The sequence below is a fragment of the Leptospira sarikeiensis genome (assembly GCF_004769615.1).
Classification (GTDB): Bacteria; Spirochaetota; Leptospiria; order Leptospirales; family Leptospiraceae; genus Leptospira_B; species Leptospira_B sarikeiensis.
This window is the reverse complement of sequence record NZ_RQGF01000043.1, coordinates 33,780-47,033: the sequence shown is the minus strand read 5'-3', so window position 1 is coordinate 47,033 and position 13,254 is coordinate 33,780. Positions and strand designations below refer to the sequence as shown.

Annotated in this window: 10 protein-coding genes; 3 read left to right on the top strand and 7 right to left on the bottom strand. The window is 41.3% G+C overall.

Annotated features, from left to right (window positions below; all coding sequences use genetic code 11):
* Nucleotides 1–237 precede the first annotated feature (237 nt).
* Complete coding sequence (locus EHQ64_RS19645) at nt 238–1,188, top strand: alpha/beta hydrolase (protein WP_135651510.1); 951 nt, start codon at nt 238–240, stop codon at nt 1,186–1,188.
* Nucleotides 1,189–1,209: 21 nt separating this feature from the next.
* On the opposite strand, the gene EHQ64_RS19640 is transcribed toward EHQ64_RS19645, so the two are convergent.
* Nucleotides 1,210–2,235: a hypothetical protein gene (locus EHQ64_RS19640; protein ID WP_246048854.1), complete on the bottom strand. Its 1,026-nt coding sequence runs from the start codon at nt 2,233–2,235 to the stop codon at nt 1,210–1,212.
* Nucleotides 2,236–2,392: 157 nt separating this feature from the next.
* Here EHQ64_RS19640 and EHQ64_RS19635 point away from each other — a divergent pair, with 157 nt between their 5' ends.
* Together EHQ64_RS19635 and EHQ64_RS19630 are read left to right on the top strand one after the other, a co-directional pair.
* Nucleotides 2,393–3,478: an endonuclease/exonuclease/phosphatase family protein gene (locus EHQ64_RS19635; protein ID WP_135651509.1), complete on the top strand. Its 1,086-nt coding sequence runs from the start codon at nt 2,393–2,395 to the stop codon at nt 3,476–3,478.
* Nucleotides 3,479–3,550: 72 nt separating this feature from the next.
* Nucleotides 3,551–4,009 carry a VOC family protein gene (locus tag EHQ64_RS19630; RefSeq protein WP_135651508.1) on the top strand — a complete coding sequence of 153 codons (459 nt, stop codon included), beginning with the start codon at nt 3,551–3,553 and terminating at the stop codon, nt 4,007–4,009.
* On the opposite strand, the gene EHQ64_RS19625 is transcribed toward EHQ64_RS19630, so the two are convergent.
* From EHQ64_RS19625 to EHQ64_RS19600, 6 genes are all read right to left on the bottom strand, one after another.
* Nucleotides 4,006–4,158, bottom strand: coding sequence for a hypothetical protein (locus EHQ64_RS19625; RefSeq protein WP_167882436.1), 153 nt, complete (start codon nt 4,156–4,158; stop codon nt 4,006–4,008). The genes EHQ64_RS19630 and EHQ64_RS19625 overlap by 4 nt on opposite strands.
* A gap of 109 nt (nt 4,159–4,267) precedes the next feature.
* Entirely contained in the window at nt 4,268–5,737 is a 1,470-nt protein-coding gene (locus EHQ64_RS19620; protein WP_135651506.1) for an adenylate/guanylate cyclase domain-containing protein, read from the bottom strand.
* An 88-nt stretch (nt 5,738–5,825) separates the two neighbouring features.
* Nucleotides 5,826–6,200: a DUF1987 domain-containing protein gene (locus EHQ64_RS19615; protein ID WP_135651505.1), complete on the bottom strand. Its 375-nt coding sequence runs from the start codon at nt 6,198–6,200 to the stop codon at nt 5,826–5,828.
* A gap of 2 nt (nt 6,201–6,202) precedes the next feature.
* Nucleotides 6,203–6,760: a SiaB family protein kinase gene (locus EHQ64_RS19610; RefSeq protein ID WP_135651504.1), complete on the bottom strand. Its 558-nt coding sequence runs from the start codon at nt 6,758–6,760 to the stop codon at nt 6,203–6,205.
* A gap of 30 nt (nt 6,761–6,790) precedes the next feature.
* The gene (locus tag EHQ64_RS19605) at nt 6,791–12,166 is read right to left on the bottom strand and encodes an AAA family ATPase (protein ID WP_135651503.1); all 5,376 of its coding nucleotides are present in this window, start codon (nt 12,164–12,166) and stop codon (nt 6,791–6,793) included.
* Between the two features lie 49 nt (nt 12,167–12,215).
* Complete coding sequence (locus EHQ64_RS19600; protein WP_135651502.1) at nt 12,216–13,193, bottom strand: ketoacyl-ACP synthase III; 978 nt, start codon at nt 13,191–13,193, stop codon at nt 12,216–12,218.
* Between the last annotated feature and the right edge of the window lie 61 nt (nt 13,194–13,254).

Genomic DNA, 13,254 nt, shown 5'->3' with positions numbered 1-13,254 from the left:
AATTCATGTCGGTTTTCCATTCGAAACATGTAAAGCGACAGATTGAATAGGGGAAAGGGAATCGGCAACGAAAATGTGAGTTTGTTCTTCCAACTTTATGTGATGAAACTACTTTATTCTAGGTCGAGTAGTTCGGATTTATCCGTTCCGGAATAAATACTTGACCCATCGTTTACTTATCTATAGCTTCGGTCCGACTACAAGGGATCGCCGCCCCTTACATAGATGGAGCCAAACATGGCCTACCAACATAAAGAATTCTTCCTACAATCTTCCAGAGATAATACCAAACTATTCGGCCAAGCTTGGACCAAATCCGGGGCAAATCGTATCGTTGTTTTTTGTCATGGCTTCGGAGAGCATAGCGGTAGGTATTCCAACCTGATCCAATATTTTAAGGATAGCGATGTTAGCTTTTACGGATTGGATCTAAGAGGTCATGGAAAGTCGGAAGGCAAAAGGGGACATGCTGCGAGTTTCGAATCTTTTGTGGACGACTTGGCTGATTTCGTTCAAGAAGTGAGAAAAAGAGAAAGTAAGGATAAAATCCTACTTTTAGGTCACTCGATGGGGGGAGTTGTGGTGATCCGCTACGCGTTAGAGGGAATTAATCAGGATTATATTTACGGATTATTGGCTTGTTCTTCCGCTTTAAAGATCCCGACAACTGCCGTGCAAAGATTTCAGATCGCAGTTGCCGGTTTTCTTCGCAAAATCGCACCTTCCACTACCTTGGATGCAAATTTAGATACTAGCTTAGTGAGTAGAGATCCGGAAGTAGTGCAGGCGTATATCGACGATCCTCTGGTCCATGGGAAAATTTCCTTTTCTATGGGATATGAACTCTTCCAACAGGGGGCGATCGCAAATAGAAAGGCGGGAATTCTGAGAACTCCGATCCTAGTGTTGCATGGCCTTGCGGACGGGATCGCGGATCCTGCAGGAAGTTTAGAATTTTATAATCATTTAGTTTATAAGAATAAAAGAATGAAGACTTATAAGGGCTTTTATCACGAACTCATGAACGAACCTGCCGGAGAAAGGGACAAGGTTCTAAAGGATATCAAAGAGTTTATGGATTCTCTCGTGCCGGAAAGAAACAAATCCGCTTCTAAGAAGCCTGTTTCTAAAAAGGTAGTAAAAGCAAAACCGGCTTCTAAGAAGAAAGTGGCAGCAAAAAGAAAATAAATCTCTTTCTGCTTCGATTCTCTATTCTTTACGGATCCTATAAGTGATCGTAAATGAAAGGAAGAATAGAAAGGAAAGTACCCCTATCACCCCATAAATCGTCTTTTCCGTAGAGACGAATATACTTCCATTATTGATCTCTCTTTCTTGATTTGCGGTTTCTTGGATCGGTTCTCCCCCGATCACAGAAAGAGTGATCTCATACTGAGGTCCTGCATAAGAAACTATATTCGAAGTCACATCTGGAGGAGCGTCCACCGGAACAGGACGGATCCCTTTCTGCCCTATAAACGAAACCTGCATATCTTTCGGTTTCGAAAAGACCACCTTTTCTCCCTCTCTATTCTCGAAAAGAAGCTTATCCTTGAATTGTGTAGGAGAAAGATTCGTAGAAGGGATCATATAGTTTACGATCAACTGAGAAGTTCCGGGTAAGATCGCGCGATCGATTACCCAACCGTTCTTTCCTTTAGTCAACGGGATCGGGATCGCCATTTGATTCGTGCTCTGTGTAAGTTGAGCATTGATCTCCAAGGCTCCTTCCGGAATATAAACTTCCAAAGGATCATTCGGGTTTTGGAAACTCTTAGGAGGGATCGTATTATTTGTGAGAATAGATACTTTAGAAACTACTAATGCTTCTTTTTCTCTCACTAAATGTAGTAATGATTTTGTTTTGATAACGGAACGATCCGGAGTCTTGTCATAAACGATCACTTCCTGAGGTCTTGTCCTTAACATAGGGACAGGAGGGATCATCTTATTATAATTCACTCCGTTGTAAGTCACTTGTAAGAGTACTGGCAAACCATCGGGTGCATTTATTTTAGATAATTTGAAACTACCTCGAAACGGACCGGAGTCTGGGATCTGCAAAGGCATCATCTGTCTTTCTAATGCGAATAAACGAATACTTTCTGCGGAGCCTGGACCGCCTGTGCTTCCGTTTTTTAGAACGACTTGTAGTTCTAATTCCTCCCCAAACAAGGGAGATAATGCAAAGAATATAAAACTAGAAAAGAATAGGATTAAAATTTGTTTCTGCATGGGATCGATTCCAATGTTTCTTATCCCCTAAAAAAGGGAAAGTCTTTCCCCTGATCCATCTTTTATGTAAAAACTCTAAAATTGTGGACGAATGAGCTGATTTGATTAGAAAGGATGCTTCCATCGGAACAAAAAAAACGAACCTGCGGGGACCCACTTGAAATTACTGAAAAGAATCTTGTTCGTGCTTCTAAGCGCTTTCGCTTTATTATTATTACTCGTATATTTTTCCACCTTTCATCCAAACGATCTAGAAACTGAAGAAGTTAAATGTGAAGGAAATGCTCCAACTTTAGAACCTTCTCAATCCATTAAAGTTTTATCTTGGAATATACAATACTTTGCGGGAAAGGATAGAGTTTTTTGGTATGATGTACCGGACGATAGCGGGCCGGATACAGCTCCTTCCAAGGAGGAGATAGAATCCACTTTAAAGAAAGTAGCAAATCTGATCTTAGAAAGGGATCCCGATCTTGTACTTTTCCAAGAAGTGGATGATGGCGCCAAAAAAACATATGGAGAAAATCAATCCGAGAGGATCTTACCTTTGCTTTCGGATCTGTATCCATGCCGCACGGAAGCGTTTTATTGGAAGGCAGGTTTTGTTCCACATCCAAAGATCATGGGTTCGGTCGGGATGAAGCTAACAATATTCAGTAAATATAAAATACTCTCCGCTTCTCGCCATCAATTGCCAGTCCCTCCTGCGGATCCTTTGACAAGACAACTTTCTTTAAAAAGAGCTCTTTTGGAAGCACAGTTGGAAGTGAAGGGCCAGGAACCGATCACAATTCTAAACACACATTTGGACGCATTCTCCATGGGAACAGATACAATGCATAGACAGGTGCATTATATAGAAGGGGTGTTGGAACAATTGGATCTTAAAAAGTCGGAATGGATCTTAGCGGGAGATTTTAATCTTCTTCCTCCCGGTTTTGCAAGAAGCCAATTACATCCGAATGGAGCCTACTATTATAGCGACGAAGAGGAAATTTCTCCCTTATTCAAGAAATGGAATTCTACTGCGACAAAAGAAGAATTGAACGGACCTGATAAGGAAAAATTTTACACTCATTATCCGAATGATCCGGAGATCGCGAAGCCGGATCGAACCATAGATTATATCTTCTATTCCAAAGGGATCTCTAAGAAGGAGTATTCTGTGTTAAGAGCAAAGGAAGCTTCTGAATCCAGTGACCATCTCCCTTTAGAAGCGGTTTTTACTATCAGCCCACGTTAAATTTCCATCGGACAAATTCTTGCCCTTTTATTAGCAAAAGGAATGTTGGAAAAAAATCGAAGATAGGCCAATATGAGACCGTTTAAAATTCTGGGAATACAGCAGATCGCAGTCGGAGGGGACAGTAAGGAGAAACTCAAAAAATTCTGGGTGGATACCTTAGGGCTCGAGAACACAGGATCATTTCGTAGTGAAAAAGAGAATGTGGACGAAGATATTCTCAGAATGGGAAAAGGACCTTACGCTGTAGAAGTGGATATCATGGAGCCGGTGGATCCTAGCAAAAGCCCGAAAGTAAACGATCCGAAACTAAATCATATCGGACTTTGGGTAGATGATATTCATAAAGCGGTAGAATGGTTAACTTCTCAGGGAGTTCGGTTTACTCCAGGTGGGATCCGTAAAGGAGCCGCTGGTCATGAAGTTACTTTTATTCATCCAAAAGGAAACGAAGAGTTTCCATTAAGCGCAGAAGGAGTACTTGTGGAACTCGTACAAGCTCCTGCAGATGTGATTAAAGCATTAAGTTAATTTGATTTAGGAAGGATCTCGTTCTCTATGAGATCCTTTTCTGAAAGACCGGTTAGTTCTAAAATGGTGGCAAGTTCAAAACCTTTAGCTATCATTCTTCGAGCGATCTCGAGAGTACTTTCCTTTTTTAATTGTTCCGCAATTGTCATAGTGAATGCCTCATAACGAAATAGTTGTCTATCTCCTGCATATGCGGAGAACAATGATTAAAATTAGAATGTCAATGAATGAAGAAAAATGAGAGCGGAAAAGTGATTCCTACTTCTTAGAATCCAAAAGGAAGTAAGTGTGCATCGGGCCTTTTCCTTTCACCTCGATCACATCCCTGTCCTCGAAATTATACTTATCCTTTAAGGAAAGATAAACTGCTTCTGAAACATGGATCCTTCCGGTCGCGCCATGAGATTCCATACGAGAAGCAGTATTCACAGAATCACCCCAGAGATCATATACGAATTTGTTCTTACCGATGACCCCAGCTACAACTTCTCCGGTATGGAGTCCTATCCGAACATTAAACTCGAATTCCAACTCGGGCTTTAATTCGTCCAAACGATGGATCATTTCAAGAGCAGCCTGGGCAGCTTTATATGCGTGATCTTCTGTAGGGACCGGAATGCCACCTGCGAGCATATAACAGTCACCGATCGTTTTAATTTTTTCTAATTTATATTTATCTGCGATCACATCGAATTCAGTGAAGATACGATTTAGGATCTCTACGAGTCTTGTAGGTGTCTGGATCTTGGTAGTAAGTTTGGAAAATCCTACGATATCCGCAAACAGAACGGTAGAAGAAGGGAAATAGTCCGCGATGACTCCTTCTCCGCCCTTTAAACGATCTGCGATACTTCTGGGAAGAATGTTCAGGAGAAGATTTTCTGACTTCTGTCTTTCTTCCTCTATACTCTTATTCAGAACTTCGATCTTTTCCAAAGAATCCTTCAATTCTTTGTTTCTTTTGGAAAGTGTGCGATACGCATCCGCATTATCCACACCGATCGCAACATAGTTCGCGAGAGTTCTAAGAATATTCAACTGATTGGGTTGAAATGCGTTTTTATTATAACTATGAACAGTAAGTATTCCGATTAAACGTTCTTCTACTTTGAGAGGGAAATAAAGAGCCGATTTGGAATTTTCTCCGAAATGTTTTCGGATATCCGCAACGTAGTTCGGAAAGTCAGCATCTATATCTAGAGTGATCAATTCTTTCTGCTGTTTTACGCAATAAGAAGAAGGGTTGTCTTCTTCTAAAGAATCTACCGAAGGGGCCGGGACGTATTTTCCGTCTATTACGCAAAACTTATATTTGATCTCTTTTTTCTCTTCGTCATAAGTCCCGAATGCGAGGACATCCATCGGAACGATAGATTTTGTATTTTCGTAAACTGATTGAATGATTACTTTAGGTTCAAGAGAAGAAGTTATGATCCTTCCGATCTCGGTCACAAGCTTGAGGTCCATATAGGCTGCCTCGAGCATGATATTAGAATCCGTTAATGCTTCTTGGGTTTTGAGAAGTCTATGCTGAGTGGAGTCCCCGATCTTCATAATTTTAGAAGATTGTTTTAAAAGGGACTCGTAAGAATCTACGATCGTCTTTAGTTTATGTTTTGGATCTTCTTTAGGGCTCGAATCTTCTAAAAACGTCTGAGCGTCCGAGAGAAGTTTAAATTCCTGCTCGAAAAAAGTATTTTGTTCTTTCGAAGATTCGTTCTTTTCCACTTGTAGTCCGTTCCAAAATTTAGATTATCTTTAGATAATTAGCCTCGGGTTTCTGGAGCGAAGCGACCATATCCGCACGAATGAGATCTTATTTATAAGATTTCATTTTGAATGGCAGGGACAAATCGGAAGAGAATTCCTCTCCGGTCTCCTGCATGTCTTCATCGTCTTCTTTATAAAGCCATTCTACTTCAACTTTTCCACCTTTGTCATGATACTTTTGGAGATTGTCCAAAATATCCATGATCACTTTGGAAGAACTAGTATTGAAATAATCCATTTGAAAACGGAATTGGATCTGCTTGCTAACGTTTTGGATCGCAGTCAACCATTCGAATACTGGCTTATAAAATGCCATCGCGTTTTCCGGATAGGATTCTCCGATAATTTCTGCGAGCCCCTTATCCGATTCTAAAATAATTTCCGGTGAAGTTTTAGTCTGTTGTATATGTAAGGATTCCATGATTAGTTTTCCTTCGTAAAGAATGCGGAGATTGTAAAAAAGGACAGTTTCCCACCATCCAATCCGTCGAAACGAAACACCAGAGGCCCATCGGACTTTCTAGCGATATCGATTAATCCCACACCTGCTCCTTTGCTATCTTCAGGCCTCTCCGATCTAAGTTGCTGTTGGTAGAAGGACTTTAATTCGTCCTTACTCATGGAGTTGATTTTTTGGATCCTTTCGGTCAAAAACTCGGTTTTCTCGTTTAGTACCAAATTTCCCGAAGCAACATGGTAGCCAACCGAATTTTCCCTAACTATAAGGATCCCTACGCCGGCGTCTTTTTGTTCTTCGTTGATTTTCCGCTCGGCGGAGTAGTGCAGCATATTCTGCGCTAGTTCAATAAATACTGCGAAAATTTTCTTAATTTTAGATTCCGTGCTTAAAGAAGTCCGGATCATAGAGCCCAATTCGGTCAGAACTTCCTGGGACAGTCTGCCCTTAAAGGACACGAGCAGATTGTATTCGCTGGTTTCCTGATAAGTCTTAAACAGATTTACGACTTCATTTTCCATCATCAGCATCTTCCTTTTTCAGAAACATCTCCTTTATATTCCCCCCAATACTACACCGACTAGTGTTATGTCGTCCCGTTGTGCTTCCACATTTTGGTGAGCCAGCAGGAAGGACTCTAGACGTTCTTTTTGTTCCTTACAGGAAAGATGTTCAATCCCGCTCAAGAATGTTAGAAGCCCTTTGGTCCCTATTTTTTGTCGGTCCGGATTTGGCTGATCCATAAAGCCATCCGTGGTTAAGTAAACACTCGTTCGGATTCCTTTTTCTAAGGGAATGGAGTGCGTTGTAAATTTTCGCGTTTCTTCTTTTTGCCTGCCGCCAATCGAGAATCTATCACCTTTAATTTCGGTCAAGACTCCGCCTTTTCCTATAAAAATAGGACGTTTCGCTCCCGCAAAGAATAAATTATTGTCTTGGATCTTTAGTAAACAAAGATCCATACCGTCTCTGGAATTGGTTTGATCCTGGTCCTGCTTTAAAGCCTGTCTGACTTTCTTATGCAGATGTTCCAAAATACTTCCCGGATCCGTAATGCCGATCTCATTCACTATCTGATTGAGCAACGTATTTCCGATCATGGACATAAGAGCCCCCGGAACCCCGTGGCCGGTACAATCGACGGGTGCGATATATATTGCATCCTCCTGTTTTGAAAACCAGTAAAAATCTCCAGAGACTATATCTTTAGGGCGGAAGACGACGAAATAATCGGATAAAGCGCTTCCCAACACTTCCGGAGACGGAAGGATCGCCTGTTGAATATTCAAAGAATATGTTATACTATCCGTAATATGCTGGTTTTTTAATGCCAAGTCGTCGTTGGCTTCCGCTAATTCTTTGGTTCTTTCCGTTACCTTACTTTCCAAGTTCGCATACAATAACGCGTTATCGATGGATATCGCCGCCTGGGAAGACAGAATGGAGATCGTTTGTAGCCTATCCGAAGTAAAGGCAGCTTCGGAAAGATTGTTTTCCAAGTATAAGATCCCGATCAATTCTCCCTGTTTGATGATCGGAGAACATAGAACGGATTTTGTTTTTCTCTCTCGGATATAAGGGTCCTTATTGAACTTCTCGTCCGCGTGAGCATTTCTGAGCACCAGATCTTCTTTGGTCCTTTCTACATAGTAAATAACGCTAATAGGTATATTCTTACTTTCTTGGATCGGGATCCCTTGTAATACTCGGATCTCATCGTCCGTTATGCTTCCTTCGGCTTCTACGAAAAGTTTTCCGTCCCTTCTCAGGATCATGACCCCTTTTTCGGCCCCGACGTTCTCGATGGAGATCTGCATCAAGGTATCCAATAAGGATTCCAGTTTGATCTCTCCGGAGATCGCTGTAGAGCTCTTTAGAATGGATTGGAAGTCGAGGGTCTGCCCTGAATAGACTTCCGTAGCAGAAGCTGTTCTTGTGCTTAAGGTTCCGATCGTGCGAGTAGTTCGGAATGTATCTCTTCCTTTTTCTCGGATGAATTCCGGGAATTTTGTTTTGAGAAGTTCCTGCTTCTTGGTCGCTCCCCATCTTCCGTATTTTTGGTAAGCTTCCGCAATGTATTGGGAACCGATCTTTGCACTTCCTTTGGAGAACCAGAATTTGGAGGCAAGTTCCGCAGCTAAAGCTTCGTCATTATAGTATTCGTTTTTGCCAGCTAGTTGTACCGCTTGCTCGTAGGTTTTTGCAGCCTTCCAGTTTTTGTATTCCAATCTGGCAAGTTCCGCCTCTACTAAAAGGAATTTATGCTCGAAGTTTTCAGGAGCGTTTTCGGAGAGAAGTTTCAGTTTTTCCTGATTCTTTTTGATCCTCTCCAGATACTTAGCCTTCTGTTCTTGGGTGGAAAGTTTATAATTCGCAGCCATCGCAAGAGAATACAAGTATCCATGCTCTTCTACAGCGATCTGTCCCGAAATAAATCCGAGCATACCTTCCGCTTCTTCCAATTCTTTGAGTGCAGCTTCCGGTTCTCCGTAGGACAATAACATTCTACCTTTCATAATTTTGAAAAGACAAACCGGGAAAGGGCTTTGGTGAGAATTACATAATTCTATATATTCTTTCTCGCTCATTTCCTCGATGGAAAATTCAAGATGAGAAGTAGTTTTGCCTCTGATATTGGAGACGACCAGCGCGGAAGCGAGGACAGTATCGATTGCCAGATTGTTTTTTACTTTGCGAGTGAATTTTAAGAGTCCATCTATTTTAGGTTTTACTAATTCTATATTTTTGGATTGAAGTACCACGTTCACCGCGTCGTTCATCGCGCAGTAACCGCCGTGTAGGAATTCCCCGGATTCCAAGCTGGCCTGTATCCCTCTATGGTTGATCTCTTCCGAATACTTTAAATGCCTAACGAAAGGAGTTGTATAGTTCGCTAAAATATTCGCAGCCTTTGCGATACCGCTCGGGTTCTTATATTTTTCACTCACCTTGATCGCAAGTTCTGCGAATTCGTAACCTCTTCTATACTGCTGGAATGCGGAAGTAAGAAGGATCGCATACATAGAATACCCGTACGGATCGGAAAGATTTCCATGTTTGAGATAAAGATTTACCATCTTTAGCGCGATCACTGGGAAAAGAGAAAGAGCGTAATTGTATACTGTAGGGATCGCACTGATGAGAAGATTTACCGCCATGATCTGTTCCTGATGTTGGATCAGTGGGAGGTCCAACAAGGAATCTATCGTTTTATCTTCTAAGGCTTTATCTGTGATCTCTGTTTCAGAACCTACGACCTTCTCATGATCTTTGTCGGGGATATCCACTCCCAGAGGTTGTAATGCCTTGATGATCATAGGAAGTGCAAGGTCGAATTTGCCTAGAGCGGAATACTGTATAATTAAAAGATTATATGCATCCGCTTTTTCGATCGGAGACTTCGCATATTTCAGGATCGTATCGATCGTATTTTGAGAATCTTCGAAATTTCCGGTAAGATATTGGGTTTCGCCCAGTTCTCTAAAAATAGAATAACAAAGTTCGTATCTGGAAGCCCAGAGTTTATCATCTCCTTCCGACGCTTCCGGAAGAAGGAAGAGTAATTCTCTCGCTTTTGCGATATAGGAAAGTGCAGGTTTATATGCAGTGGAATTTTTTGCCTTCTTTCCTGCGATCAGATCCAATTGAGCCAATTTCAATTTTTCGGAAGCTTCCGTGATAAGTCCGGACCCGATATTCATATGGTTTGCGATATCGAAAATATTATCTTCGATCTGCTTGGAGTCCGCGTTTTCTGTTAGGAATCTTCCTAATTGTAAGCGGATTTTCTTTTTCTTTTCTTCTTCTATAATTTCGTAAGCGGCTTGCTGGACCCTATCATGTTGGAATCTGAAAGTAACAGTCTTTGCGGTCTGATAATTCTTATCCTTATTCGCTTCTGTTTCTTCGAAGGATTCCGCTAATCTATAGTTTTCTCCGATCGGAACGATCAATTCTTCGGAGATTGTTTCTTGTAAGGAACCAAGCGCTGTTTTATAATCCGTTTCCAAGATCCTGGTTAAAAGAGCTAGATCGAAACTACTTCCGATACATGCAGCTAGTTCCAAGGTTTCTTGGATCTTAGGAGAAAGTTTTCTGATCCGATTTACTAAAAGTTCTACTACGTTATCAGAGATCTTAGTGTTCTTGATCTTATTGATGTCCCATTTCCAGATACCTTCACCAGGTTTTCCGGAACCTTGGTCGAAATAGACGGAGTCTTCTTTAGCAAGTTGTTTTAGAAGTTCTCCGATGAAGAATGGATTTCCTCCTGTCTTGGAATGGATGATCTCTCCTAATTCTCCGATCTTATCTTCCGAGATATACAAACTGTCTGCTAAAAGTTGTTTTACGTCCTTAAGAGTTAAAGGTTGAAGAACGATCTTGTAAGGATCCAAACCTTCTTTTTCCAAGGTATCCAATAGAGCTTGGAAAGGGTGGGAAGAATCCACCTCGTTGTCTCTGTAAGCAAGTATGATGAAAAGATAATTTACCGTAACATCTTCCATCAGGTTCTTGATGAGCTCCAAAGAAGCGGTATCCGCCCATTGCATATCATCCAAGAAGATCGCGAGAGGATGTTCCGAACTTGCAAAAACCTTAATGAAGTTTTGGAATACTATATAAAAACGGTTTGCGTTTTCTTGGGGGCCAAGCTCTGGGACAGGTTCTTGTTTGCCTATGATGATCTCTAATTCAGGGATCACATCAGTGACCACTTTCCCGTTGGCGCCCACAGCTTTTTTGATCTTACTCTTCCAGGCTTCTATCCTTTCTGGAGGTTCTGTTAGGATCAATTCCACAAGACTAGAGAACACTTGGATAATTGCGGAGAAGGGTAGGTTTCGATTGTATTGGTCGAATTTCCCCGAAATGAAATATCCTTTGGATTCGGTAAGAGGTTTATTGATCTCTTTTACTAAGGAAGATTTTCCTACTCCGGAATAACCTCCGATGAGTACCATTCTGGATCTTCCATTGGCTGCTACTGATTTGAATTCCTCCAAAAGAGTTTGGATGTATTCGTCCCTTCCGTATAGTTTTTGAGGGATCTTAAATTCTGTGGAAAAATCTGTTTGGGCCAGAGGGAAAGAAGGGAAATCAGTCTTTTCTTTCCATAAAGAATATGCTTTTTCTAAATCTCCCTGCAAACCTCTTGCGGTTTGATATCTGTCTTCCGCGTTTTTCGCGAGAAGTTTCATTACGATCTCGGAAAGTACTGTAGGAACTTCCGATCTGACTTCTCTAGGAGCAGAAGGGGTCTTAGCTAAATGTGCATGCACTAATTGAAGAAGATCTTCTCCATCGAAAGGTAATTTCCCGAGAAGCATCTCATAGTATGTGATCCCGAGAGAATAAAAATCACTTCTGTAGTCTACGGAACGATTCATTCTTCCTGTTTGTTCAGGAGAAACATAATGAATGGAACCCTCTAAAATATTAGGAGCGGACCAGGAAGTTTCTTCCTTATTCAAACGAGTGGAGATCCCGAAGTCGATGATCCGGATCTGTTTTTCATCCTTATTGAAGATGATGTTTTCCGGTTTTAAGTCCTTATGTATGATCTTTTTAGAATGTATTTCGCTAAGTCTTTCTGCGAGTTGGATCGCGATCGGAAAAAAGTCCGAAAGTGTCATCGGCTTTTTAGAGATAAAATCCTTTAAGGAACCTCCAGGAACGAAGTCCATAAAAAGAGCGAACCCGTCTTGGAGTTTTTCGAATTTAAGAGGTTTAACAAAAAAACCGGATGATAATAAATTTAAGATATCGTATTCGTTCCTAAGATTCACTACGGAAGGATGTAATTCATCTAATACAGGAAGAAATTTGATAATAACTGATTTGTTGTCCTCTTTACGGACAGCTTTATAAACTTCGGACGCAGATTCGGCATTTAATCTTTCTCTTAGTTCGAACCCTGTTACGATCATCCTTCTACTTCACCTTGCTTTGTATTTTTCTATTCTAATTATCGAATTATCAGAGACGATATAAAAGTCCGCCCCAGTAAAATCCGGCTCCAACCGCAGGAGAGAGGATCAGATCTCCCTTCTTGACGATCCCTTTATAATAATATTCGGATAAAGCGATAGGGATCGAAGCTGCAGAAGTATTTCCGACTCTTTCGAAATTTAAAAGGATTTTTTCCTTAGGGAATTTTGTCCTTTTGAGAACGTCTTGGACCACAACATCCGTTCCAGGATGTGGGATCACCCAATCTATCTCTTCTAAAGAAACTCCGTTCTTTTCTAAAAGATCATCCATAGAAGAAAGAGTGAGGTCTGCAGCATTTGTGACCAACTCAGGATAACTTTTTACGTAAAAGTTCGGTCCTGGTCCAGTTTCGATGATATTGGAAAGATCCCCATTATCTTTTAAGAAAGAATCGATGATCCCGAATTCTTTATTTCCAGTGTATTCGAGTAGAACTCCTGCGGCTGCATCTCCTGCAGTAAATTCTCCATAACCACCCATTCTAGTACGAACGGAGAATCTTTCGCTTCCGATCACGAGTGCGGTTTTAAATTTTCCGGTGCCAAGATACGCAGCACCCATTTGTATTCCGTGAACAAACCCTGTACATGCAGTACAGATATCGAATGCCAGCGCGTTGGATGTGCCTGCAAGTTTAGAAGCTTGTGGGGCAAGATCCGGAAGATAAAGACGGTCCGTCCAGTTTGCAAGAATGAATAAGTCCACATCCTCCGCTTTTTTTCCCGCGTCTTTCAGGATCATTTTAGAAGTTTCTGCCGCCATAAATTGAGCGGTTTCTTTTTCGTTTGCCCTTCTTCTTTCAACGACCCCGATATTTCCGATCACAGCTTTCTCTGCAGGATGCATTTCAGGATATTTTAATCTAGGACGAATTTCGTCGTTTGTGACGATCTTTTCCGGAAGATAATGCCCGATCCCGGTGATCCTAACTCCGTTCGAGGCTAGGTTTTTAGAATTCGCCATGGATCAATACTCCTTCGGTCCATAATAAATTTCCAGTCATAATTCCAATCTTTTGCTTCAT

Excerpts from the sequence above, each read along its gene's own strand:
- EHQ64_RS19645 (WP_135651510.1), top strand. The coding sequence starts at position 238 with ATGGCCTACCAACATAAAGAATTCTTCCTACAATCTTCCAGAGATAAT.
- EHQ64_RS19640 (WP_246048854.1), bottom strand. The coding sequence starts at position 2,235 with ATGCAGAAACAAATTTTAATCCTATTCTTTTCTAGTTTTATATTCTTT.
- EHQ64_RS19630 (WP_135651508.1), top strand. The coding sequence starts at position 3,551 with ATGAGACCGTTTAAAATTCTGGGAATACAGCAGATCGCAGTCGGAGGG.
- EHQ64_RS19625 (WP_167882436.1), bottom strand. The coding sequence starts at position 4,158 with ATGACAATTGCGGAACAATTAAAAAAGGAAAGTACTCTCGAGATCGCT.
- EHQ64_RS19615 (WP_135651505.1), bottom strand. The coding sequence starts at position 6,200 with ATGGAATCCTTACATATACAACAGACTAAAACTTCACCGGAAATTATT.
- EHQ64_RS19610 (WP_135651504.1), bottom strand. The coding sequence starts at position 6,760 with ATGATGGAAAATGAAGTCGTAAATCTGTTTAAGACTTATCAGGAAACC.
- EHQ64_RS19605 (WP_135651503.1), bottom strand. The coding sequence starts at position 12,166 with ATGATCGTAACAGGGTTCGAACTAAGAGAAAGATTAAATGCCGAATCT.
- EHQ64_RS19600 (WP_135651502.1), bottom strand. The coding sequence starts at position 13,193 with ATGGCGAATTCTAAAAACCTAGCCTCGAACGGAGTTAGGATCACCGGG.